The following is a 23,792-nucleotide window of genomic DNA, read 5'->3' as shown; positions in this document are numbered from 1 at the left end:
GCCGGTACCCCCGGTCCATTGTCGACCACCACGATCTCGATGGGCAGCACCGCACTGCCCTTGCCCCCGCCAACCATCACCGACACACCGTGCCGGAACGCCGTTTCGACCCGAATGCGGGGCTTGGCGACATGCTCCAATGCCTCCGCCGCATTTTTGAGCAGGTTGATCATGACCTGAACCAGCGCATCGTCATTGATATTGGCGAATGGCAGGGATGGGTCATAACGCTTTATAATACGGATATTTCTTGCAAATCCTGCTGCGGCGATGTCTGCCGCCCGGTCGATCAGGGGATAGATGTTGCCCGGACGACATTCCAGCGTGCGATCGGTGGTAAAATCCTGCATCCGGTCGATCAGCGCCGCGATCCGATCAACCTCATTGCAGATCAGTTGGGTCAGCGCCGCATCGCGTCCGCCCTGCCCGCCTTCCAGCAATTGTGCCGCGCCGCGTATGCCCGACAGCGGGTTCTTGATCTCATGCGCCAGAATGGCCGCCGCGCCCATGGCGGATCGCGCACCGCCCGACGTGCCGCGATGGCCGATCTTGCGCGCCTGGCTTTGCGCATGGAGCGACACGACACGCCAGCCGTCATGGTCGACGATCGGCGCGATCATCAGGTCGACCTCCATTTCGGCGGTGCGCCCGGCATGGACCTTTATATCGTAGGCCGCGATCGGCTTTTGACTGTGCCAGATGTCGAAGCGCGCGCCCGCCTCCGCGATACGAATGGTGCGCGCGACATCGCTGCCGACGATGGCGGAACGGGCCATGTTGAGCAGGGTTTCGGCCCGCACATTGGCTTCGGCAATGCTGTTGTCGGGCCGGACCAACAAAGTCGCCACCGGCAGCGCCGTCATCTGTTCGGCCAGCGATGGCCCGTCCTGCTGCATCCGTAGCGGCGGCACCAGCGGCTGCGCGCCGGTCATGCCGCCTGACGCGCGTCCACCGCCTCTGCACCGCCCGCAATCAGCGGTTCGTAGAAGCGGGCGAGCATGTCCAGCACCTTGTCCGCGTTCGGCTCCTGATTGACCGCATGGCGGAACTCGGCCGATCCGGTCAGTCCCTTGGTGTACCAGCCGATATGCTTACGTGCCATATTGACGCCGGTATAATTATCATAATGTTCGAGCATTGCCTTATAATGCCCTATGATAACTTGATATTGTTCTTCCAGCGTCGGGTCGGGCACGCGCTCGCCCCGGTCGAGCCATGCCATGACCTGACTGATGAGCCAGGGTCGCCCATAGGCACCCCGCCCGATCATCACCCCGTCCGCGCCGCTCTGTTCCAGCGCCATATCGGCGTCCTCGATCGAACAAATGTCGCCATTGGCGATGACCGGCAGCTTGACGGCGTCCTTGACGGAACGGATGAAGCCCCAGTCCGCCGACCCCTTGTACATCTGGCAGCGGGTGCGACCATGAACGGTAATCAGCTTCGCGCCCAGATCCTCGGCAATATGCGCCAGTTCAGGCGCGTTGAGGCTGCTATGGTCCCAGCCCATCCGCATCTTGACCGTCACGGGCACGTCCACCGCCTCGACCGTCGCCTTGATCAGCGCAGCGGCCAGCGGCAGGTCGCGCATCAGTGCGCTGCCGGCGTCACCATTGACCACCTTCTTGACCGGGCAACCCATATTGATGTCGATGATCGCCGCTCCCCGATCGGCGTTGAGCTTCGCGGCATCGGCCATTTCGGCGGGAGAGCAGCCAGCCAATTGCATCGACACCGGTTCTTCCAGCGGATGCCAGGCGGCCTTTTGCAAAGACTGGCGGGTTTCCCGGATCATCGCCGCAGTCGCGATCATCTCCGTCACATTGAGGCCGCAGCCATAGCGGCGCACCAATGTGCGGAACGGCATGTCGGTTACACCAGTCATCGGCGCCAGCACGACGGGCATGTCGATCGTCAGCGGACCGATGGATATGGGGGAAAGCCTGCGCATGATACTCAAAGATAGTGCCTAAAAAACAGGCAGCCCATAGCGGTTATTGGTCGATGGAGCAAGCGAAGGGGTCTGGCGGGGGTGCGTGCAAGCGTCTATGCCCCGCGCCATGACTGACAACAGGCACAGGACCGTTGCCCTGCTGGTAGCTGCTGGCACCGGCAGTCGCGTGGGCGGCGACATTCCCAAGCAATTCCGAACCATCGGCGGCAAGGCTGTTATCCTCCATGCCGTCGACGCCATGATGGCGCATGAAGGGATCGATGCGATCCACCTGGTCATCGGCGCCGGACAGGAAGCGCAGGTGCGCGCGCTGCTGGCGGATCGTACCATTGCTGGCTTGAGCGAAGGCGCCGACAGTCGGCGCGGGTCGGTGCGCGCGGGGCTGGAAGCGATTGCGGCAGCGGGTGGGGCTGATCGGGTGCTGATCCACGACGCCGCGCGGCCTTTCCTGCCTACTGCCGTGATAGACCGGCTGCTCGGCGCGCTCGACGATGCGCAAGGGGCGATCCCGGTGCTGCCGGTCGCCGATACGCTGGTGCGGGGTGCGGATGGAACGATGGGCGATGGCGTCGCGCGCGATGGCCTGTTTCGGGTCCAGACGCCGCAAGCCTTCATGTTCGACACGATATTGGCCGCGCACCGCTGCTGGGACGAAAGCCGCGAAGCCACGGACGACGCGCAGATTTTGAAAGAGCGGGGTCATGACGTCATATTGGTGGCTGGCGATGAAGGGCTGGAAAAATTGACCTATCCACAGGATTTCGCCCGCGCAGAGGCTCGGCTGGCAAGCGCCCGCACTGTGCGCGTTGGCATGGGCTATGACGTCCATCGCCTCGCCGCGGATGAAGAATTATGGCTGGGCGGCATTCGCATACCGCATGATCGCGGACTGGCCGGGCATAGCGACGCCGACGTGGCGCTGCACGCGATCGTCGATGCGCTGCTGGGCGCATTGGCGGAGGGCGACATTGGCAGCCACTTTCCACCATCCGACCCGCAATGGCGCGGGGCGTCGTCCGACCGCTTCCTCGCTTATGCGGGCGACCGGGTCGCGGCGCGCGGCGGAACGATCGATCATGTCGACCTGACCATCATCTGCGAAGCGCCCAAGATCGGCCCTCATCGCGACGCCATGCGGGCGCGGATAGGGGAGATACTGGGCCTGCCGGTAGACCGGATCAGCGTGAAGGCGACCACGACCGAACGGCTGGGTTTTACAGGGCGGCGCGAAGGTATTGCGGCGCAAGCGGTTGCCACCCTCTCCCTTCCCGCGCTATCCTGATCCCATGCCAGACAGCATTCTTCCCCCCATCCTGGTCGAACTTGCCGACCGGGTCATCATCGCCAACCGTCGTGCCGGGCGGACCATCGCCGTCGCCGAAAGCTGCACCGGGGGGCTGGTGTCCGCCGCGCTCACGGAAATCGCAGGCTCGTCCGACGTGTTTGAGGCAGGATTCGTCACTTATTCCAATGATATGAAGGCGGAACTTCTAAAGGTTTCGCATGATGTGCTGGAAACATTTGGCGCGGTGTCCATTGCTACGGCCTGGGCCATGGCGCAGGGCGCCTTGCTCAACAGCCACGCCCATGTCGCCGTCGCGATCACCGGGATCGCCGGGCCGGGCGGGGGAACAGAGCAAAAGCCGGTTGGCACCGTGGTGTTCGCCCGCGCCGAACGCGGGGCAAGTCCCGACAAGATCGTCGCGGACATGCGGCATTTTGATAATGATGGCCGCGGTGGCGTGCGGCTTCAGGCCGCGCTGTGTGCGCTCGAACTGCTGCTGCCCGAGTCGTCCGGCGCGTAAAGCTGGGCGGCGCGGGTCTCGAACGCGCCGATCATCTTGCGCAGCGCCTTGTCGAACATCTGCCCCGCCAGCATTTCGAACAGCCGATTCTTGAAGGCGAATTCGACCTCGAAATCGACCAGCACTCCGCCCTGTCCGTCGTCGCGGAAAGCCCATTCATTGTGCAGATGCTTCAAGGGGCCGTCGAGATAATCGACCCGGACATGGTCCGGCCGATGCTTGTGAACGCGCGAGGTGAAGCTTTCCTTTATCCCCTTGAACCCGACGATCATGTCGGCGACCATTTCCGTGTCGCTATCGGAACGGACCCGGATCGCGCTGATCCAGGGCAGGAATTCGGGATAGCGTGCCACATCGGCGACCAGATCGAACATCTGGGTCGGGCTGTAGGGCAGATGCCGGGTCTCATTATGCCGGTGCATGGGCTTACCGGGCAGCCTTTGCCAGCTTGGCTTCCCGCGCGGCGCGCATTTCGGCGAAGTCGGCGCCAGCATGATAGCTGGACCGGGTGAGCGGGCTGGATGCGACTTGCAGGAAGCCCTTGGCCCGCGCGATTGCGGCATAGGCGTTGAAAGCAGCCGGGGTGACGAATTCGATCACCTTGGCATGTTTGGGCGTGGGCTGAAGATATTGGCCCATGGTCAGGAAATCGATGTCTGCGGAGCGCATGTCGTCCATCACCTGATGCACTTCCAGCCGCTCCTCGCCCAGGCCCAGCATGATGCCGGACTTGGTGAAGATGGAGGGATCAAGCCGCTTGACCGACTCCAGCAGCCGCAGCGAGGCATAGTAGCGCGCGCCAGGACGGATGGTCGGGTAAAGGCGCGGAACGGTCTCCAGATTATGATTATAGACGTCGGGCCGCGCCGCGACGATCATTTCGACCGCACGCTCATGCTTGTTGCGGAAGTCCGGCGTCAGGATTTCGATCGTCGTGCCGGGCGTGGTGCGGCGCAGCGCTTCGATCACCTTCACGAATTGCGACGCGCCGCCATCGGGCAAATCGTCGCGGTCGACAGAGGTGATGACGATATGTTCCAACCCCATTTCGGCGGCGGCATCGGCCAGATTCTGCGGCTCGTTGACGTCAACCTTGCGCGGCATCCCGGTCTTGACGTTGCAAAAGGCGCAGGCCCGCGTGCATACATCGCCCAGGATCATCACCGTCGCATGCTTCTTGGTCCAGCATTCGCCGATGTTCGGGCAGGCCGCTTCCTCGCAAACCGTATTCAACCCCTTGGTCCGCATCAGCTTGCGGGTCTCATGATAGGCCGGACTGGTCGGCGCCTTCACGCGAATCCAGTCGGGCTTGCGCAAGCGCTCCGGCTTGGCAGGGTCACCGGGCATGGGGATAGGAGCGATATCGTTCATGCGCCCCAGATAGCGATCCATGGTCACACTTGCCAGCCCCGATATTGTGCGGCACAGACCTGCCCATGACTGATTTTTCAAACATGATCGAAGGCTATCGCCGGTTCCGCCAGACCGGATGGTCCCAGCAGCGCGAGCGGTGGGACGAACTGAACGAAGGGCAAAGCCCCAAGGTGATGATCATCGCCTGTTCCGACAGTCGCGTCGATCCCGCCCAGATTTTCGACACCAATCCAGGCGAGATTTTCGTCGTGCGCAATGTCGCCGCTCTGGTGCCGCCATTTGAAACGACGCCCGGTCGCCATGGCGTGTCGGCGGCGCTGGAATTTGCCGTGCAGGTGCTGGAAGTCGACGAAATCATTGTCATGGGTCATGGCAAATGCGGGGGTTGCAAGGCGGCGCTCAGTCAGGATCTGAAGGACGCCGAACCGGGTGATGGCGGCTTCATCCATAGCTGGATCGAACTGCTGGACCCCGCGCGGGCGAAAGTGATCGCCCAATATGGGGATGATCGCAGCCGGGACGTGGAACGGGCGATGGAGCAGGAAGGTGTCAAGGTGAGCCTTGCCAATCTGCGCACCTTCCCCTGCGTCCGGTCAAAGGAGCGCAAGGGCGAGTTGAAACTGATCGGCGCATTCTTTGCCATTTCCGACGGGCAGTTGCATGTCATGGATGAGCAGAGCGGCATCTTCGCGCCTGCCTGAAAGGACATGTCATGACATCACTGGATGGGCCGAGCGGTAATATCGCCCTGCTGATCGATGCCGATAATGCCTCGGCGGCCCATTTCGATCCGGTGATGACGGTGCTGGCGGAACTGGGCACGGTCAATATCCGCCGTGCTTATGGCAATTGGAGCAAGGCGACGCTGAAAAGCTGGGCGGCGCTGTCGATCGCGCAGGCCATCGAGCCGCAACAGCAGTTCGACCTCACCAAAGGCAAGAACGCGACCGACATGAAAATGACGATCGACGCGATGGACCTTATGGCAAGCGGCCGTGTGAGCGGCTTTGGCCTGATGTCGAGCGACAGCGATTTCACTCCGCTGGTCACCCGTATCCGGCAACAGGGCATTCCGGTCTATGGCTTTGGCCGGATGAGTTCGCCGGAGGGTTTCCGCCGCGCCTGCACCCGCTTCATCGACGTCATGGCGCTGGCAGAGGTCGATGCGGACGATGCGGTGGCAGAGAAGGCGACGCCCCCGGCGCGCGCGCGCAAGGCTGACGAAAAGAAAGCGCTGCCCGCAAAAGCCGCACCGCCAGCGCCCACGCCGGTCCCGGCGCAACCCTCCGCTCCCAGCATCAAGAAGGCTGTCGACGCGGAAGTCATCAAGCTGCTGATTGACGCCTATGATTCGGTCAAACGCGACGAGCGCGGTTTTGTACGGCTGGGATCAGTGGGCCAACTTGCGGGCAACCGATCCAGCTTCGACGTGCGCAACTATGGCTATAAGCGTCTGTCCGACCTTGTGCAGGCGATACCCAATTTCATCACCGAATCGCGCGAAGGCGGGCAGGTCTGGATCAAACGGGTGAATTAATTGTCCTCATGTGCCCAGGCCATCTAAGGACCGCCCTGCCTCATCGCCCAATACCCATGTTGAATTAAAAAAGGGCCGCCCCCGTGAAGGAGCGGCCCTTGAGAGTTTAGGAGAGGATGCCTGGAAGGCCCGCTGCTTGTGTATTGATAGCGCTATCATTGCAATTGCAAAATGCTCAATTGGCTCTGCGGGCAATGCAATCGCGATTGCGCTTATGGTTCGCCCCTGAGCGCCTCTGCCGTGCGCACGACCAAGTACAGCTTGACCCGCTGCCTGAAGAGTCCCGTTTGGTAATGAGGGAGCGTAGGACGCAGCTTTACTGCGCCCCACCTCTCTATTCGCGCTTCAGCGCGTCAGCTTCTTATAGGCCAACCGGGTCGGTCGATCGGCGGCATCGCCCAGGCGACGGCGCTTATCTTCCTCATATGCCTCGAAATTCCCTTCGAACCATTCGACATGGCTGTCGCCTTCAAAGGCAAGGATATGGGTGGCGAGACGGTCGAGGAAGAAACGGTCATGGCTGATGACCACGGCGCAGCCCGCGAAATTTTCGATCGCTTCTTCCAGCGCGCCCAGCGTTTCGACGTCCAGATCGTTGGTCGGTTCGTCAAGCAGCAGCACGTTGCCGCCCTTTTTCAGCATCTTGGCGATATGAACGCGGTTGCGTTCACCGCCTGACAGCTTGCCGACATTCTTCTGCTGGTCCTGCCCCTTGAAGTTGAAGGCGCCGACATAGGCCCGCGTCGACATGTCATGGCCGTTGACCTTCACATAATCGAGGCCGTCGGACACTTCTTCCCAGACATTCTTGCTGTCGTCCAGATGATCGCGGCTCTGGTCGACAAAGCCAAGGCGTACGGTCGTGCCGATGTCGATCTCACCCGAATCGGGCTGTTCCTGGCCGGTAATCAGCTTGAACAGGGTCGATTTACCCGCACCGTTCGGCCCGATGACGCCAACGATGCCGCCCGGCGGCAACAGGAAGGACAGATCTTCGAACAACAGCTTGTCGCCGAATGACTTGGTGATGTTCTTGAATTCGATCACCTTGCCGCCCAGACGTTCGGGCACCTGGATGACGATCTGCGCCTTGCCCGGCGAGCGGTTGTTCTGCCCGGCGACCAGCTCTTCGAACTTCTTGATACGCGCCTTGGACTTGGTCTGGCGGCCCTTGGTACCGGCCCTGATCCATTCCAGTTCGTCGTTGATCGCCTTCTGGCGGCCGGAGGCTTCGCGATCCTCCTGCTCCAGACGCTTGGCCTTCTTCTCCAGATAGGTGGAGTAATTGCCTTCGTAGGGGAAATATTTTCCGCGATCGAGTTCGAGAATCCAGCCAACGACATTGTCGAGGAAGTAGCGGTCGTGGGTGATCATCAGGACCGACCCGGCATATTCCTTCAGATGATTTTCCAGCCAGGTGACGCTTTCCGCGTCAAGATGGTTGGTCGGTTCGTCGAGCAGCAGGATGTCGGGCTTCTGGATCAGCAGCCGGGTCAGCGCGATGCGGCGCTTTTCACCACCTGACAGATTTTCCACGGACCAGTCGGACGGCGGGCAACGCAGCGCCTCCATCGCGATTTCCAGCTGGTTGTCGAGCGTCCAGCCATCGACTGCGTCGATCTGCTCCTGCAACGTGCCCATTTCCTCCATCAGCGCGTCGAAATCGACGTCTTCCGGCGGATCGGCCATGATCATGCTGATCTCGTTGAAACGGTCCATCTTGTCCGCAGTCTCGCGCGCGCCGTCCTTCACATTTTCCAGCACGGTCTTGGTCGGGTCGAGCTGCGGCTCCTGTGGCAGATAGCCGACGCTGATATTTTCGCCCGGCCAGGCTTCACCAGTAAAATCGGTATCGATGCCGGCCATGATCTTGATCAGGGTCGATTTACCCGCGCCGTTCGGGCCGACGATGCCAATCTTGGACCCACGGTAAAATTGCAGGTTGATATTGCTCAGAACCGGCTTGGCCGCGCCGGGGAAGCTCTTGGTCATGTTCTTCATGACATAGGCATATTGCGAGGAGGCGGACATGTTTGGGCAGCTCCAACGGTAGGAAAAGAAGATTTGGCGCGGAGTTAGCGGAGGCGGGACGCATTGGCAAATGGGCGATGGCCCGCTACGCTTCCACCCATGCAGAAAATCCGATCGGGCACGCTTGCCGCCCTCCTCCTAGGCAGCCTTTTCACCCCCGTCCTGGCCCATGCCGCTCCGGCAAACAGCGCCGCGATTCGCGACGCCGCGCTCAAGGATGATGTCGCATGGGATTTCACCGAAGGCCTGACCACCGAAGTCGGCCCGCGTCCGGCCGGCACGCCGCAGGAAGCGCGCGCGCGCGAGTGGGCGGTGGCGAAGCTCAAGGCGCTGGGTTTCAGCAATGTGCGCGCCGAACCCTATACGATGCCGGTATGGCTGCGCGGCCGGGACGAAGCGAAAATACTCTCCCCCTTCCCGCAAAATCTGGTGCTGTCGGCGCTGGGTAATAGCGGTTCGACCCCGGACAAGGGGATAGAAGGCGAAGTCGTCTATTTCCCGACTCTCGCCGATCTGGAAGCCGCACCCGCCGCCAGCGTCAAAGGCAAGATCGCCTTTGTCAGCCATGACATGACGGCAACGCAGGACGGCTCCTCCTATGGCTATTTCGGCGCCGCCCGGCGGCAGGGGCCCAGCATCGCGTCCAGCAAAGGTGCGATCGCCATATTGATCCGGTCGATCGGGACGGACCATCATCGCCTGCCTCATACCGGTGTTCAGATGTGGGCCGATGGCGTGACGCCAATCCCCGCCGCCGCGCTTTCCGTGCCGGATGCCGAGCAACTGGCGCGTGTGATCGAGCGGGGACAGCCGGTCAAGCTCCACCTGACGCTGACATCGAAAATGCTCAAGGACCAGCCATCGGGCAATGTCATCGCGGAAATTCCCGGCAGCGATCCGGCGGCCGGCGTGGTGGTCGCAGCCTGCCATCTCGACAGCTGGGATCAGGGCACGGGCGCGATCGACGATGCAACCGGCTGCGGCATCGCGGCAGCGGCGGCATTGCAGGTGGCGAAGGCTGGCCAGCCCCGCCGCACCATCCGCGTGCTGATGGCCGGGGCCGAGGAAGTCGGCGGCGACGGGGCGCGGGCCTATTTCAAGGCGCATGGCACGGAGAAACACGCGCTCGCGATTGAATCGGATTTTGGCGCCGATCGCGTATGGCGCGTGGATTTCAAACTGCCGCAGGGGCATGAAGCGCTCGCGACCAGCATCTCAGCGGCCCTCGAGCCGCTGGGCATCGGCGCCAGCAAGCAGGAAGCGGGCGGCGGCGCTGACATTGCGCCGCTGGTGAAGGCAGGCGTGCCGGTGATCGACCTGCAACAGGACGGCACCCGGTATTTTGAGCTGCATCACACGCCCGACGATACGCTGGACAAGGTGGACCCGGCGCAATTGCGGCAGAATGTCGCCGCCTGGGCCGTAACGCTAAACCTTGTTGCCAATGCACAAGAATCCATGGGCATTAAGTGAACTTTTATAGTAGACAACGCCCCGTCGCGTGATTCCATCGTTTCACCGGCGCAGAAAAGCATTGATTTGTGCATCGCACACGTTAATGCGGGTCGCTCGCGTAGGGTCACATTGTAACGTGCCTGACGCGGCATAATGCTATGGGAGCCGTACACAATGAAGAAGATCGCTGCTGTTTTCGCTTCGGCCAGCCTGATGGCCCTCGCCGCTTGCGGTGAGAAGCCGGCCAACGAAACCGCGAACGCTTCGAACGCCGTCGTGGAAAACGTTGTCGACAACGCCATGAACGCTGCTGAAAATGCAACGAACGCTGCTGACAACGCTGCGAACGCTGCCAACAACGCTGCGAACGCGATGTAATCTTCGCCTTAGCGAGATTTCCGAAGGGCGGGCTGTCTCTACAGCCCGCCCTTTTTGTTTGTGCCAGAGACATTGCGCCCTGCCCCGGAACATCCGTCCCGCTCCATCAGTTGTTTCTGAACTGTTACAGGAGAGAATATCATGGGCAAGGGACTGTTATTATGGCTGATCGGGGTGCCGATCCCGATCATTCTGCTACTTTGGCTCTTCTTTCATTGATCGCCGATTGACGGGACGCGCGATAGACCGCTAAGGGCCGAGGCGTCGGGGAGTAGCGCAGTCTGGTAGCGCGCCTGCTTTGGGAGCAGGATGTCGCAGGTTCGAATCCTGTCTCCCCGACCATCTCGCAAAATCGCTAATGAAAATCGCGCGATCCCGGCAATATCCGCACGTTGCGCGGATGGCCGTGGCTGCGGATCCGCGACATCACCGGGTGGACAGCCTTGTCGCCCGGTCCCGCTTCGATAAGCGTCGCATGATCCTCTGACAGCCGATCGAGTTCGGCGGTGCGGTCCACAATGCGATCGGCCATCAGATGCAGCACATCGACCGGCCCTTCCCGCACCCGCTGCACCACCCCATGCGCCTCCATCAGCCGCGCGGCCATCAGCGGCAGGCGATAGCGGTCCAGCATTCTGGCCCAGAGCAGGATGTTGACGATACCCGTCTCATCTTCCAGCGTGGCGAAGATCGCATTGCCCTTGCCGGGCCGCTGCCGCACCAGCACCACGCCTGCAACCTTTGCCCGTGCGCCATTCTTGACGCTGCTGACCTGCTCGCTGGTCAACAGGCCTTCGGCCGCGAAAACCGGGCGCAGGAAGGTCATGGGATGCTGTTTGAGCGACAGGCGGGTCAGCTGATAATCCGCCGCCACTGCTTCGGACAGGGGCATGGGCGGCAGGGCGGCATCGGCTTCTTCCCCCAGTTCGCGCGCGCGGGCAGCGGCGAACAGCGGCAATTCGCCCGCTGGCATCCTTCGCACGTCCCAGGCCGCATCGCGCCGCTCACGCCCGATCGAGCGGCAGGCATCGGCATCGGCCAACAAATGCAGCGCACGGGCAGGCAGGCGTACCCGCCGCCCCAGTTCCTCGATCGTGGCGAAGGGGCCGGATGTCGCGCGATCCGCTGCAATCGCCTCCCCCCAAGCCTCCCGGAAACCATCAATCTGACGAAAGCCCAGCCGCAATGCGAACGCCCCGTCCTGCCGGTGACGCGGCACGATGTCGCCCCAGCGGCGATTGGCCGGGGTCCAGTGCTGCCCAGCATCGGGATCGTCCACCGCAATCGGCTCCAACCCATTGTCCCAGCCGCTGGCATTAACGTCGATGCCCCGCACGACAACGCCATGTTCGATCGCGTCGCGCACGATCTGCGCCGGGGCGTAGAAGCCCATTGGCTGCGCATTGAGCAAGGCCGCGGCGAACACGGCAGGCTGATAGCATTTGAGCCAGGCCGACACATAGACCAGCCGGGCAAAGGATATGGCGTGGCTTTCGGGAAAACCATAGCTGCCAAACCCCTTGATCTGGTCATAGCAGCGCTGGGCAAAGGCGCGTTCATAACCACGCGCCACCATGCCGCCGATCATCTTTTCCTCAAATTCGCCGATCGTCCCGACATTGCGGAAGGTCGCCATCGCCCGGCGCAGCTTGTTCGCCTCCCCCGACGTGAAATTGGCAGCGGTGATCGCCAGCTTCATCGCCTGCTCCTGAAATAGCGGCACGCCATAGGTGTGGCCCAGCACATGATGCAGTTCATCGGCGGGGTGCGGCAGGGCTGGCGAAGGAAAGCGCCAGGAAGGCGGCTTGCCATCGCGCGCCTCGGCCCGGCGGGCGAGATAGGGGTGGACCATATCCCCCTCGATCGGGCCGGGCCGCACGATCGCGACCTGCACCGCCAGATCATAAAAGGTACGCGGGCGCAGGCGGGGCAGCATGTTGATCTGGGCGCGGCTTTCGACCTGAAACACGCCGACACTGTCCCCCCGGCATAGCATGTCGTAAACCGGCGCCGCTTCGCCTGGCACCGACGCCAGCGTCATGTCGCCCAGGCCATGGTCGCGCATCAGCGCAAACCCCTTGCGAATGCAACTGAGCATCCCCAGCGCCAGTATATCGACCTTCATCAGGCCCAGCGCGTCGATATCATCCTTGTCCCACTCCAGAAATGTGCGGTCCGCCATCGCCGCATGATGAATCGGCACCGTCTCATCCAGCCGGTCCTGCGTCAGCACGAATCCGCCGACATGCTGCGACAAATGGCGCGGGAAGGTCAGCAGCCGGTCGACCAGTTCCTTCAACTGCATGACCAGCGGATTACCCACGTCCAGCCCAGCGTCGCGGAAGCGCCGCTCCTCCATGCCGCTGGCATGGCTGCCCCATACAGTACTGCCGATCCGCGCAGTCACATCCTCCGACAGGCCCAGCACCTTGCCGACCTCCCGCACCGTGCTGCGCGGGCGGTAATGGATGACGGTCGCGGCTATGGCGGCGCGATCGCGACCATAGCGGGCGTAAATATGCTGGATCACCTCCTCACGCCGTTCATGCTCGAAATCGACGTCGATATCGGGTGGTTCGTCGCGATCCTCCGAAATGAAGCGGGAAAAGAGCAGGTTATGCCTGGTCGGATCGACCGATGTGATCCCCAGATAATAGCAGACCGCCGAATTGGCCGCCGATCCGCGCCCCTGGCACAGGATCGGTGGATCGAGGCTGCGGGCGAACTGTACCGCTTCATAGACGGTCAGAAAATAGCAGGCGTAATTGCGGCTGCGGATCAGCGCGAACTCTTCCGCCAGCATCGCATGGACCCTGTCCGGCACGCCATCGGGAAAGGCCTCTCCCGCCAGCCGCAGCACTTCATGTTCCAGCCAGTCCTGCGCCGCCCACCCTTCGGGCACCGGCTCGTGCGGATATTCATATTTCAGATGGGACAGATCGAATCCGATCCGGTCCAGCACGTCGCGCCATGCCCCCACCGCCTGCGGCCAGTCGCGGAACAAGCGCGCCATTTCGCGCGCGGGTTTCAGGTGCCGTTCGGCATTCGCCTCCAGCCGCCGCCCGGCTTCCCGCAGGGTCACGCCCTGCCGGATACAGGTGACGACATCGTGCAACGGCCGGTCCTGCGCCATGGCATAGAGCGCATCGCAGGTCGCAAGCAGCGGTAGCCCCAGCCGCCCGGCCATCGCCGCCAGCCGGGCAAGGCGGCGGCGGTCCGGCCCGGCGCGCGGCATGGTGACGCCGATCCACAGCGCACCCGGCACACGTTGCGCCAGCCCTGCCAGCAGCGCCTCGTCCGCTTCCCCTGCCATAGCAATCAGAACCATGTCCTGCGCATGGTCGATCAGGTCGGACAGGCACAGGTCGCAATCGCCCTTTTGCACCGTCTCTTTCAGATTGCCGACGCTCAGCAGCCGGGTCAGCCGCCCCCAGCCATGGCGGTTGATGGGGTAGGCGACAATGTCCGGCGTCCCGTCGGCAAAGCAGAGCCGCGCGCCGGTGACGAGACGGAAAGCCTGCGCCAGCGGCAGCGCCTGCGCCGCAAGATGACGGCGCTCCGCAGCCGACTGTGGGGTTTCGCCCGTGCGGATGCCCTGATCCTCGGCATCCTCGGCCAACATCCTGCGCACCGATTTGAGCGCACTCCACGCCCGCACCACCCCGGCCACCGTATTGCGATCGGCAATGCCGATGCCCGCATGGCCCAGCGCCAGCGCCTGTCCGACCATATCGGCCGGGTGGGACGCGCCGCGCAGGAAGCTATAATTGGTTGCCGCGACCATTTCGGCAAAATCCGGCGCAGGCGATGGCGGTCCCGGTCGCCGCGCCCGCAGCGCCGTGTCGAGAGGGATGGGTTGACGCCCCTCCCCCTCCGGCCCCGGATCACGCCCCCGGCTCATGCGAACAGGCCATGCAGATACCAGCGCGGCATAGGCTTGTCCGGTTCGAAGAAACCAAGGCGGAATATCCAGAAACGGCGACCGCGCCGGTCCTCCACCCGGTAATAATCGCGAATATGATCGGGCGCGTCGCCCAGCAGATAGCGAATATCGACCTCGCCCGGATCGCTGCCGGGCCGGGGCAGTTCGATCGACACGGGCCGCCTGCGCCACCATTCCCCGGCGATCCGCTCCGGCCCTTCGAACCGGGCGACTTCGTGCAACGCCCGGCGCCAGCGGAAACGGCGGGGCGGGCCGTCGGGGACTTCGGCGCCCAATACCTCGATCGGCTGGGGCGGATCGAACAGATGGATGGGACGCAGCGGCGGCTCGCCCGGTTCCGGTGTCGTCCACGGACCGGACGGCAACGTATCGAGCGCGGGCAGCGCAAATTCGGCCTGTTCGGGCATATGGCTGTCGCGTGCGCCAAAGCGGCGGACACGGTTGCGCCCCAGCCGGGTGCTCAAACGCTCGACCAATGCGGTCACCGCCGCCTCGCCGGTCGCGCCGCCCTCCAACTGCAATTGCGACGCGCCCAGCGGTTCGGTCAGCGGGACGTTCAGCCGCAGCAGGTCGAAACCGAATCCGGGATCGATCGGATCGTTCAGGCTGTCGATCCGTTCGCGGATTAACCGCATCAGCGCAGGCACATCCCGCATCGGCGCGCCGGTTTCCACGGTCAGGCGGCGTACCAGCCCATCGCTGCGGAAAAACAGCGCCTCGAACCGGCGACCGCCATGGCCCCTCTGCTCCAATATCCCTGCCGCCTCCCCTGCCAGTTCAGCCAGGATCGTCATCATGGTTTCAGTGCGCGCGACCGGTTCGGCAAAGCGCCGCTCCACGCTCATCGGCGGGACCAGCCGGCGCGGGGTCAGCGCGCTGTCCGCCTCCCCCACGATCCGGCGGATCGCCATCACCGCGTCCGCGCCGAAACGGGCGGCGATGGAGGACATCGGCCGACGCGCGACATCGCCAATGGTTTTCAGCCCCGCGCGGCGCAGCGCCAGCGTCGCCTCCTCCTCCAGTTCCAGCGCCGCTACGGGCAGGCGGCGGATCGCGCTATCCTCGTCGCATGCAGCCCCGGCCACATAGCGGGCCAGCGCCCGCGCGCCCTCCGGCGTTCCGGCAAAGGCCAGCCGCACCGCCACGCCCAGCCGCGCCAGCCGCCGCTCCAGATCGGCCGCCAGCCCTGCCTCTCCACCAAAGAGATGATCGCACCCGCTGGTGTCGAGGATCAGCCCGTCGGGCGGATCGAGCGCGACGGTCGGGGAGTAGCGGGTGCAGCCATCGGCCAGGCGCTCCAGCCAGTCCTGATCCTCATGCGGGACATGGTCGAACAGGTCGAGGTCGGGCACACGGGCGCGGGCGTCCGCCATCGACAGGCCGGGCGACAGGCCCAGCGCCGCCGCCGCCTCATCCACCGCCGCCAGCCGCAACGCACCGCGTATCTTCTCGACAAAGGCGCGTGGCCGTTCATCCTGCCCGGCGCACAGATGGGGCCGGGTCAGGCGCAACCGCTCCGCCGGGAGCCAGGGGAAGAACAGGGCGAGATAGCGGCGGTGCCGGGGGGCTGGCGTCGCGATCGTCATGCTCTCCGCCTCCCATGGTTCGTCCATCACTGGCAGGACGTCTGAAGCAAAGTCGGTCACGGTCCCACTCCATGCGCCAGGGACCGGCCGGGGGGCCGGCGCGCCGACGCAGCAATTCGATTTGAAACAGGGATGCCCCCGGCGCGTCCGCTTCCAGCGCGATCGAGGGGGATGCGCTCACCCGCCAGCGTGTATCGGCGGCGCTGGGCGCAGTATCGGCGGCGATGCGCAGCAGGAACAGGGTGACGCCCGATGCTTCGGCGGCCAGCATCAGGCGGCGAGTGGCGGTCAGGTCCAGCCCGCGCATCGCCCCCCATCCTTCGACCAGCACCGCGCCCAGCCCGGCGCAACGCGCCGCCTCCGCCGCTGCATGGAGCAAAGCGGCTTCGTCAGGGGCCAGCACCAGCAGCATATTGGCGGGATCGATCCCCAGTTCGACAAGGCCGGTGGCGTGCAACCCTCCAACCCGTTTCTGCATCGCTTCGGTGCGCAGCCACAGGAAGGGACGCCCTTCCCCGGCGCGCAGGCTGAACAGGGCGGCAACCCCAGCCCCGCTGCTGGCATCTTCCTGATCGGCGAAGATTTCATGCAGCCGCCCACGCGCCAGTCCACCGCCTAGTGCCGCGTCCACCCCGTCATGCCCCAGCGCAAAAAGCCCCGCTGGCGTAGCCGCGCGGCGCGGCTCCAGCTGTTGCAGGCTCTCCCTCAACCGGGCAAGAACAGGGGACGAATCGCGCATATGTTCACTATATGTTCTATTGTTCCTTTGCGCCAGTCGTCAGAACAGGGAGCGGGCAAGATACCAGCCCGGCACCGCCGCCAGCACCAGAAATGTGCCGAGCGGCACCCGCGCCGTCGCTGCCATTGCCCGGCCCGTCGCCAGCATGACGCCCAGCCCGGCCAGCGCCGCGATCAGCAGGATGAAGGGCAAGGCCTGCCAGCCAAACCATGCGCCCAGCGCGCCCAGCAACTTGGCATCGCCCAGCCCCAACCCCTCCCGCCCGCGCAGCGCGCGATAGGTCAGCGCAATCGCCAGCAGGCTTCCATAGCCCAGCGCCGCGCCGATGATCCGGTCGACCAGCACCACATCGGTCGCCCAAAGTCCCAGCGTCAGGCCCAGGAAAGCCAGCGGCAGGGTCAGCGCATCGGGCAACCAATAATGCCGCCAGTCGAGCACCGCCAGCGTCAGCAGCATCCAGCCCAGCGACGCCCAGCCAAGGCCGCCCAGATCCGGCATGGCGCCGATCGCCAGCGCGCCAATGACTGCGCAACTGAGTTCGATCCGCCCATGCAGCGGATCGATCGGCGCGCCGCACGTCCGGCACCGGCCATGCTGGAACAGGGCGCTGAGCAAGGGGATCAGATCGCGCGGCGTCAGCGTGCGGCCACAGCCATCGCAGGCCGACCGCCCCCGCGTCACGCCCCGTTCCTGCGGCCAGCGCAGGATCAGGGTGGCCAGGAAGCTGCCGAAAATCGCGCCGACCACCCCGCCCAGCAGCGTCGCCAATATCGGCGTCACAACGTCCCTTCGACCTTCAGCAATTGCGCATTGCCCACGGTCGCAAAGCCCGCCTGCCCCAGCGATGCCGCCAGCGTCGGATCAGCGGTTTCCACCCGCATGGTCGCGCTGTACCGGCCCGACCGCCAGATGCGCAGCGCGATCGTTTCCATGCCCGACTGGCTGGCGAGCGGCAGCAACAGCGCATCACCATCGCAGGCAAGGGCCCCGGAAAAACCCTGCGTCAGGTTCAGCCCCGGAAACTGCCCCGCCATCCGCGCCCGCACCCGTCCTTGCGCATGACCGCACCGATCGCCGATGAAATAGGCGGACACATCCTCCATCTGAAGCCCGGCGATCGGCAGCGGCGCGAAGGTCCGGCCAAGCGGCACCGCGCCGGTAACGTCATCCACTCCGATCCGCCCGAACCCAACCGTCAGCGCGCCCGATATGTCGTCGGCCAATCCCTTGGTCCGGGCAATGTTGAACCGCGCCCGACCCGTCAGCAACGCCAATGGAGAAAGGCCCGCGCGCACGCTGCCCATTGGCATGTCGCCCAGCATCAACTGGTCGATCCGCCCGCTCCATACCGTGCCCCGCACGTCACGCGCGGCCACGCCCAGCCGCTCCAGCCCGGACAGACCCAGCGCGACCCGCATCGGCAGGAACAGCAACAGCCCCAGCAGCACGATCAGCAACAGGATGATCCGCATCCGGCGGGACAGGACCAATCCCATCATTGCCCGCTTCCCCGTACCAGCACCGCCTGCACCGACAGGCTGCCAGCGGTCGGCGCGGGCCGTGCGCTCATCGTTTCGACCCGCACGCCCTGCGCTTCCAGCACCGCAATCCAGGAAAAGAGCGCGACCGGCCGGATCGCGGCGATGGCAATCTCCATCCGGTCCGGCCCCTGCGCCTGCGCGCGTTCCAGTGTCAGGCCCGCTTCGCCCGCACCCTGCCCGACCAGTTGGTCGAGCGGCGCGGCCGGGCCACCAGCCGCCGCACGGGGCAGCGCCTTCAGCTGCCGCACAGCCGTGCGCACCGCAGCGTTGCGCTCGGTCGCCTCGACCAAATTGTCGCGCGCCGACCGCTGCGCCCGATCAAGCGGCACTGCTACCCCGAACCAGAGGAGCACGCCTGCCAACAAGGCGAACATCACGCCCAGCATCACCTGCTCACGCGACGATCGTTCCGCCCAAAGCGCCTGCATCCGTTCCATCATGACCGCACCGTAATCTCTGCCAGCGTCCGCCCGCCCGGCTCCTGCGCGGGTGTCGCCGTAATCGTGAAGCCTGCCGCCTGTAACGCGAGCAGCACTATGTTGATGTCATCCGCCTTCGCCGCCGCCAGCGTGGCGCGCAGCATCCCGTCCGGGTCGCGCGACAGGCTGGTCAGCGCCACGCCCGGCGCATCCTGCATCGCCGCCATCAGGGCCGCGACCGGCGCGGTAAAGGCCCGTCCACCAGCGCCGCGCGCAGCCAGTTGCTGCTCCATCGCGCCAAGCGCCTGGGCCGCATCGCTCGCGCCGGGCACGACCTGCTGCGCCAGCGTCAGGCTTTCCGCGTCCAGCCGACTGGCCTCGCGATGGCTTTTGACGATGCCGACCAGTGCGATCAGCAGCGCGGCGAGCAGGATCAGCCCGCTCCACACAGCTGCGCGTTTCAGCACGCGCTGGTCGAGCTGCCGTCGCACCCGCTTGGCGAAATCACCCTGCCGCAGGTCGATGGGCGGGGCGTCGATCGCCGCGATGGCGCGCCCCTCGATCACGCCCCGTGGCACATCCACCACCGGCGCGTCGCCGATCAAAGCAGGCAGGGCCAAGTCGCCGGTCAGCGCCATATCCGTGCTGCGCAGCACCGTCATCTCGCCGATCAGCCCGCGCGAAAAACCCGCCTCCGGCTCCGGCAGCAAAAGCGGCGCTGGCACGATAATATCGGGGTCCAGCCCATGATGCTGCGCCCAGAGCAGCCAATGCTGCATGTCTGCCCGCGCTGCCAACGCCACGATATGGGGCCGTGCAGGGTCGTCCTGCACATCGGTCACCGCAAACAGTTGATCGGCGGGCAATATCCCGTCCGCCAGCGCCGCCAGCCGTGCCGCCGCGCGCGCCTGCCGCACCGGAAGGTCGGGATGCAGCGCCCAATGGAGCGCCACCAGAGCCGCAGGCGGCACCAGCATCACCCGCGCCTCAACGGGCAAGGCGGCAATGCCGCACGCTGCCAGCCAGTTCGCGCCCTCGCCCGATTGCACCAGCGCGCCATCGATCACGCGCATCCAATATGGCGGCGCGTCCTGCGCTTCGGGCAGAAACACGATCAGGGCGTTGCGCGCGCTCATGCCCCCGCACCCCAGCTGCGTCGCACCACGATTGCGGGGCTTTCCCGCGCGTCGATCAGCGACCGCTCCACCAGTTGCGTTCCCCCGACAGTCACCGCCACGTCCACTCCGAAAAATCCCGTCGTCAATTTGACCTGCTCGGCCACCTCGGTCATCGGCGACAGGCCGGCGAGCGAGGGCAAGGCCCAGAACTGGTTCGTGCTGCCGTAGCCGTCCGCGGGCCGCTGCGCCAGCAATTGCCGCGCCTGTCCGACGCTCAATTGCCCCGGCAACAGCATCGCGAACAGCGGCGCCTGCTCCGGCAACAGCGTGTTGATGTTGATCGGCGACAGATCCGTGACTGGCAATGCGCAGATCCAGGGTCGCACCGTCGCATAGATGGCAGGCGTAATGCCATTGACCGCGCGCAACTCGCTGGCATCGACCATCAGGCGGTTGGCCGCGCGATAGGGCCGCGCCATTTGCCCATAGACCGCATCCTCCGCCCCGCCCGGCTGCGGATCGCCATCGCTGTCGATCCAATCGGCCAGGCTCGCCGCAGCGCCCTGCGCCTGTCGCGCATCGACGCCCAGCGCCACCAGCAGCGCCTGAAATTGCGACACGCCGATGGGCCGCACCTTCAGGCTGGCCTCACTTTCGCCGCTGACCACGCTGTTGAGGTTGAAACAATTGCCGCCGTCGTTCACCCGCGCCGTCGCGATGCCGCCGGGCACCGGAATGCTTTGCGGCGCGCCCAGCCAGCCGCCCGCCAGCGTCATCTTCGCCGGATTGGCCGCGACCAGATCGCCGATCCGCAAGCGCGCAACCGCCGTGCCAGCCTCGGCATAGGCGCGCGCCTGATCGATCGCGCCGCCATTGCCGGTCATTCGCGTCGCCAGCGCCACTCGCTCCAGCGCGGTTGCTGCAACGACGGCCATCACCGCCACCAGCAGCAACACGGTCAGGAGCGCTGCGCCCTGTTCATTGGGGTTGCGCGGATCAGGCACCGGGCGCACCTTCGATTATCGGCTTTTCGACCGGGCCGGGCGCGACCAGAAAGCGCAAGGTCACCGGCGGCTCGCCCGTGCGGGTGAGCGTCATTTCCACCGCGCGCGGCAACAGGTCGGGCTGGGTCGGCGTCCAGTCGTCACGCCATTTCCCCTGCGCATCGCGGAATTTCAGCGCAACCGCCTCTACATCCTCCAGCAAGGCGGCTGGCTGATCCCCCGCTGCGCCATCCAGTTGCGCATAGGTTCGCCGCTCCAGCCGCCCCTGCCGCACCCAATATTCGACCTTCTGCAAGGAGGGTCGGGGCAGATCGCCCAGATTGTCCCACCCGCCCCGCACGAACTGCATCACCGGCTGATCCTCACCTTCATGATGCGCCCAGAAGGCGGGCGCCAGCGTGCCGCTCTCCGTACGGGTAATGCGTGGCACAGCCTGCCCCAGATCGCCCGCCAGCGCCCCGCCAGCCCGTTGCACCGCCGCCATATCGTCGAGCCGCGCCTTGACCTGTGCTTGCGCCGACACGCTGTTGCCCAGCAGGAGGACACCGGCGCTGGCGAGCATCGCAAAGATCATGAGAGCGACGAGCAACTCGATCAGGGTGAAGCCATCGTCACCCTTGATCCTGTCACATCCACATTGGTTGAGGCGCGCCACCATCACTCCACCACCCGTATGAAGCTCAACACTACGGGCGACGCGCCCGGCTGGCCATCGACGGTCAGGTCGACCTGCAACAGGCGCTGGTCGTCGGTCGGCTTGACAGTCCGGCTCCAGTGCCAGCGCCGTCCGCCATTCTCGACATCGCCCGCTTCGTCGCCGACCGATGGCGGCACCGGGTCGCTTTGCACATCGACCATCAGATTGCGCGCGACGATCTGGCCCAGCGCCTTGCTATCGAGATCAGCCGCCGTCCGCAGCGTCACCCCCTGCAACCGCACCAGCGCCAGCGCCGCTAGGCTGAACACCGCCAGCGCGACCAGCATTTCCAGCAAGGTGAAGCCGCGTTCGCCTTTCAAATGGTCGTCCCGGCATGACGGTGGAGGAGGTGGCCGACTACCCACCGACCATGACCTTTCCCGCCATGTCGACCGTCACCGACACCCGCTCGCCCTCGCGCGCCAGCGTTACGGTCAGCGGATCGGTCGGCAGGCCGGTGCCGTCGAAGGCGATCTGCTGCCGCCCATCCTTGCCGACCAGAGCGCGGGTGCCGCTTTTCCAGTTGGCGGTGACGAAAGGCTTGTCCTCCAGCGCCACCCATTGCCCGCCATCGCGGCGCTGAAAGCCATAGCCGGATGCGGAAACCCAAAGGCCCATGGGGGCGGCGGTCACGACCGCTTCGTCGCGCGCGGCGGCAACGCGCGCGGCGAAGCGGTCGGCATCCTCGATCACCCGCCCGCGCGGATCGGGGATGGCCAGCACCACGGCAGCCGAAATGAAACCGATGATCGTCAGAACGACCATCAGTTCGAGGAGGGTGAAGCCATTTCCGTTCGGTTCGAGCATGTCGAGAACCGTTTCTCGACTTCGCTCGAAACGAACGGATGTGGTTTTATAGCTCGCTGGAATGAATATCCGCATTTTCGCTCTCGCCGCCCGGCTGGCCGTCCGCCCCCAGCGAACTGATGTCGAACGCGCCCTTGCGCCCCGGCACGGTGTAGATATAGGCGCGGCCCCACGGATCGTCGGGCAGCTTCTTGATATAGCCGCCACGCCGGTAACGCTGCGGCTGCGCCAGCGATGCTGGCGGATTGAGCAGCGCCTGCAACCCGTCCGATCCCGCAGGATAGGTCAGATTGTCGAGCCGATATTGCTCCAGCGCCTGTTCGATCGTGGCGATGTCCGCCTTCGCCTTTTCGACCCGCGCAGTGTCCGTCGCGGGGATGACGTTGATCGCCACGATCGTCGCCAGCAGGCCGATGATGACGATAACGACCATCAACTCCACGAGGGTGAAGCCATGTTCGGCGGAACGCCGGGCGGACCCGAATCCTTCTTCCCCGTTCGTCATGAGCCTGTCGAAGGACTGCTCTTTCCTTCTGAAGAAGGGCAGGGCTTCGACACGCTCAGCCCGAACGGATTTTAGTGTAACCATATTCAACTCCTAAGCCCCGGTCAGGCTTTGCAGCTGCAAGATCGGCAGCAGGATGGACAGGATGATGACGGCGACGATCGCGCCCATCATGATGATGATGATTGGTTCCAGCATAGCGAGCGCGGTCGAGGTGAAGGCGTCGAATTCGCGTTCCAGATAATCCGCCGCCCGCTCCAGCATCGTGTCGAGCCGCCCGGCGCTTTCGCCGCTCGCGGCCAGATAGACCAGCAAGGGCGGAAACACCCCGGCCCGCCTGAGCGCCGCCGACAGGCTGCCGCCGCCACGAATGGCCTCGACAATATCGTCCGAAGCGTGTCGCAATACCCGGTTGTGGACGGTGTTGGCCGTCAGTGTCAGCCCCTCCAGCAGGGGCAGGCGGCTTGCCACCATGGTCGACAGCGTCCGCGCCATCCGCGCCGCGTGCAGATCGCGGGTCAGCTTGCCGATCACCGGCAGCCCCAGCAGCATCGCATCGAACCGATAATGGAACCGCTCATTCTTCATCGCCCGCCAGAAGCCAAGAGCCGCCAGCCCGGCCAGGATCAGCAGCAGCCACCACCAGCCCGCCAGAAAGGCAGAAAGGCCCATCACCATCCGGGTCAGCAACGGCAATTCCTGCCCCACCGTATCGAATTGCTCGACCACCTTGGGCACGACGAAGATCATCAGCGCCGCGACGACCAGCACGGCAAAGCTGGCCAGCACCGACGGATAGGCGATGGCGGTCAGCACCTTAGAGCGCATCTGCGCCTGCCGCTCCATCAGGTCCGACAGCCGTTCCATGATCGCGGGCAGGCTGCCTGAACTTTCGGGCT

The 23,792-nt window shown here is 64.7% G+C and carries 24 protein-coding genes and 1 tRNA gene; 7 read left to right on the top strand and 18 right to left on the bottom strand.

What is annotated here, in order from left to right:
• On the bottom strand, positions 1 to 932 hold a 932-nt coding region (locus tag SX1_RS19140; protein ID WP_043146088.1), incomplete at its 3' end, for a two-component system sensor histidine kinase NtrB.
• Positions 929 to 1,951: a tRNA dihydrouridine synthase DusB gene (gene dusB, locus SX1_RS19135; protein WP_019054336.1), complete on the bottom strand. Its 1,023-nt coding sequence runs from the start codon at positions 1,949 to 1,951 to the stop codon at positions 929 to 931. The genes dusB and SX1_RS19140, both read right to left, overlap by 4 nt.
• A 97-nt stretch (positions 1,952 to 2,048) precedes the next feature.
• Between dusB and SX1_RS19130 the strand changes: the two genes are divergently transcribed.
• The gene (locus SX1_RS19130; RefSeq protein ID WP_026149953.1) at positions 2,049 to 3,236 is read left to right on the top strand and encodes a bifunctional 2-C-methyl-D-erythritol 4-phosphate cytidylyltransferase/2-C-methyl-D-erythritol 2,4-cyclodiphosphate synthase; all 1,188 of its coding nucleotides are present in this window, start codon (positions 2,049 to 2,051) and stop codon (positions 3,234 to 3,236) included.
• 4 nt (positions 3,237 to 3,240) lie between these two features.
• Positions 3,241 to 3,759, top strand: a complete 519-nt coding sequence (locus SX1_RS19125) for a CinA family protein (protein ID WP_019054334.1) — start codon at positions 3,241 to 3,243, stop codon at positions 3,757 to 3,759.
• Here the strand turns inward: SX1_RS19125 and SX1_RS19120 are convergent.
• Positions 3,705 to 4,181: a type II toxin-antitoxin system RatA family toxin gene (locus SX1_RS19120; protein ID WP_026149952.1), complete on the bottom strand. Its 477-nt coding sequence runs from the start codon at positions 4,179 to 4,181 to the stop codon at positions 3,705 to 3,707. The genes SX1_RS19125 and SX1_RS19120 overlap by 55 nt on opposite strands.
• A gap of 4 nt (positions 4,182 to 4,185) precedes the next feature.
• Positions 4,186 to 5,151 carry a lipoyl synthase gene (gene lipA / locus SX1_RS19115; protein ID WP_019054332.1) on the bottom strand — a complete coding sequence of 322 codons (966 nt, stop codon included), beginning with the start codon at positions 5,149 to 5,151 and terminating at the stop codon, positions 4,186 to 4,188.
• Between the two features lie 44 nt (positions 5,152 to 5,195).
• Between lipA and SX1_RS19110 the strand changes: the two genes are divergently transcribed.
• Together SX1_RS19110 and SX1_RS19105 are read left to right on the top strand one after the other, a co-directional pair.
• Positions 5,196 to 5,834 (top strand): carbonic anhydrase, encoded by a 639-nt coding sequence (locus SX1_RS19110; RefSeq protein ID WP_017184546.1) that lies wholly within the window; start codon positions 5,196 to 5,198, stop codon positions 5,832 to 5,834.
• Between the two features lie 11 nt (positions 5,835 to 5,845).
• Complete coding sequence (locus SX1_RS19105) at positions 5,846 to 6,670, top strand: NYN domain-containing protein (protein ID WP_019054331.1); 825 nt, start codon at positions 5,846 to 5,848, stop codon at positions 6,668 to 6,670.
• Between the two features lie 345 nt (positions 6,671 to 7,015).
• Here the strand turns inward: SX1_RS19105 and ettA are convergent, their stop codons facing one another.
• Positions 7,016 to 8,701 (bottom strand): energy-dependent translational throttle protein EttA, encoded by a 1,686-nt coding sequence (gene ettA / locus SX1_RS19100; RefSeq protein WP_017184548.1) that lies wholly within the window; start codon positions 8,699 to 8,701, stop codon positions 7,016 to 7,018.
• Positions 8,702 to 8,800: 99 nt separating this feature from the next.
• Between ettA and SX1_RS19095 the strand changes: the two genes are divergently transcribed.
• The 3 genes from SX1_RS19095 (at position 8,801) to SX1_RS19085 (ending at position 10,876) form a co-directional block, all read left to right on the top strand.
• Positions 8,801 to 10,174: a M20/M25/M40 family metallo-hydrolase gene (locus SX1_RS19095; RefSeq protein WP_019054330.1), complete on the top strand. Its 1,374-nt coding sequence runs from the start codon at positions 8,801 to 8,803 to the stop codon at positions 10,172 to 10,174.
• 156 nt (positions 10,175 to 10,330) lie between these two features.
• On the top strand, positions 10,331 to 10,534 hold the full coding sequence (locus tag SX1_RS19090) for a hypothetical protein (RefSeq protein WP_017184550.1): 204 nt from the start codon (positions 10,331 to 10,333) through the stop codon (positions 10,532 to 10,534).
• A gap of 265 nt (positions 10,535 to 10,799) precedes the next feature.
• Positions 10,800 to 10,876, top strand: a tRNA-Pro gene (locus tag SX1_RS19085).
• A 13-nt stretch (positions 10,877 to 10,889) separates the two neighbouring features.
• Here SX1_RS19085 and SX1_RS19080 read toward each other — a convergent pair.
• From SX1_RS19080 to SX1_RS19020, 13 genes are all read right to left on the bottom strand, one after another.
• Positions 10,890 to 14,435 (bottom strand): error-prone DNA polymerase, encoded by a 3,546-nt coding sequence (locus tag SX1_RS19080; RefSeq protein ID WP_043146083.1) that lies wholly within the window; start codon positions 14,433 to 14,435, stop codon positions 10,890 to 10,892.
• On the bottom strand, positions 14,432 to 16,063 hold the full coding sequence (locus SX1_RS19075; protein WP_026149950.1) for a Y-family DNA polymerase: 1,632 nt from the start codon (positions 16,061 to 16,063) through the stop codon (positions 14,432 to 14,434). Before SX1_RS19075 ends, SX1_RS19080 begins: the two co-directional genes overlap by 4 nt.
• Positions 15,948 to 16,802 carry an ImuA family protein gene (locus SX1_RS23025; protein ID WP_043146081.1) on the bottom strand — a complete coding sequence of 285 codons (855 nt, stop codon included), beginning with the start codon at positions 16,800 to 16,802 and terminating at the stop codon, positions 15,948 to 15,950. The genes SX1_RS19075 and SX1_RS23025 overlap by 116 nt, the downstream gene beginning before the upstream one ends.
• A gap of 39 nt (positions 16,803 to 16,841) precedes the next feature.
• Complete coding sequence (locus SX1_RS19065) at positions 16,842 to 17,582, bottom strand: prepilin peptidase (protein WP_019054326.1); 741 nt, start codon at positions 17,580 to 17,582, stop codon at positions 16,842 to 16,844.
• Positions 17,579 to 18,301 carry a type II secretion system protein N gene (locus SX1_RS19060; protein WP_019054325.1) on the bottom strand — a complete coding sequence of 241 codons (723 nt, stop codon included), beginning with the start codon at positions 18,299 to 18,301 and terminating at the stop codon, positions 17,579 to 17,581. Before SX1_RS19060 ends, SX1_RS19065 begins: the two co-directional genes overlap by 4 nt.
• Positions 18,298 to 18,783: a type II secretion system protein M gene (locus SX1_RS19055; RefSeq protein ID WP_026149949.1), complete on the bottom strand. Its 486-nt coding sequence runs from the start codon at positions 18,781 to 18,783 to the stop codon at positions 18,298 to 18,300. The genes SX1_RS19060 and SX1_RS19055 overlap by 4 nt, the downstream gene beginning before the upstream one ends.
• Positions 18,780 to 19,898 (bottom strand): type II secretion system protein GspL, encoded by a 1,119-nt coding sequence (gene gspL / locus SX1_RS19050; protein WP_019054323.1) that lies wholly within the window; start codon positions 19,896 to 19,898, stop codon positions 18,780 to 18,782. Before gspL ends, SX1_RS19055 begins: the two co-directional genes overlap by 4 nt.
• Positions 19,895 to 20,884: a type II secretion system minor pseudopilin GspK gene (gene gspK, locus SX1_RS19045; RefSeq protein ID WP_026149948.1), complete on the bottom strand. Its 990-nt coding sequence runs from the start codon at positions 20,882 to 20,884 to the stop codon at positions 19,895 to 19,897. Before gspK ends, gspL begins: the two co-directional genes overlap by 4 nt.
• The gene (gene gspJ, locus SX1_RS19040) at positions 20,877 to 21,542 is read right to left on the bottom strand and encodes a type II secretion system minor pseudopilin GspJ (RefSeq protein ID WP_019054321.1); all 666 of its coding nucleotides are present in this window, start codon (positions 21,540 to 21,542) and stop codon (positions 20,877 to 20,879) included. Before gspJ ends, gspK begins: the two co-directional genes overlap by 8 nt.
• Positions 21,542 to 21,901, bottom strand: a complete 360-nt coding sequence (gspI, locus tag SX1_RS19035; protein WP_019054320.1) for a type II secretion system minor pseudopilin GspI — start codon at positions 21,899 to 21,901, stop codon at positions 21,542 to 21,544. The genes gspJ and gspI overlap by 1 nt, the downstream gene beginning before the upstream one ends.
• A 37-nt stretch (positions 21,902 to 21,938) precedes the next feature.
• Entirely contained in the window at positions 21,939 to 22,388 is a 450-nt protein-coding gene (locus tag SX1_RS19030; RefSeq protein ID WP_017184561.1) for a GspH/FimT family pseudopilin, read from the bottom strand.
• A 46-nt stretch (positions 22,389 to 22,434) separates the two neighbouring features.
• Positions 22,435 to 22,977, bottom strand: coding sequence for a type II secretion system major pseudopilin GspG (gspG, locus tag SX1_RS19025; protein ID WP_026149946.1), 543 nt, complete (start codon positions 22,975 to 22,977; stop codon positions 22,435 to 22,437).
• A gap of 9 nt (positions 22,978 to 22,986) precedes the next feature.
• A partial coding sequence (locus SX1_RS19020; RefSeq protein WP_019054318.1) for a type II secretion system F family protein occupies positions 22,987 to 23,792 on the bottom strand: 806 nt, incomplete at its 5' end.

It is taken from the genome of Sphingobium xenophagum NBRC 107872, from assembly GCF_000367345.1.
Classification (GTDB): domain Bacteria; phylum Pseudomonadota; class Alphaproteobacteria; order Sphingomonadales; family Sphingomonadaceae; genus Sphingobium; species Sphingobium xenophagum.
This window is presented reverse-complemented; position numbering and strand designations above follow the sequence as displayed.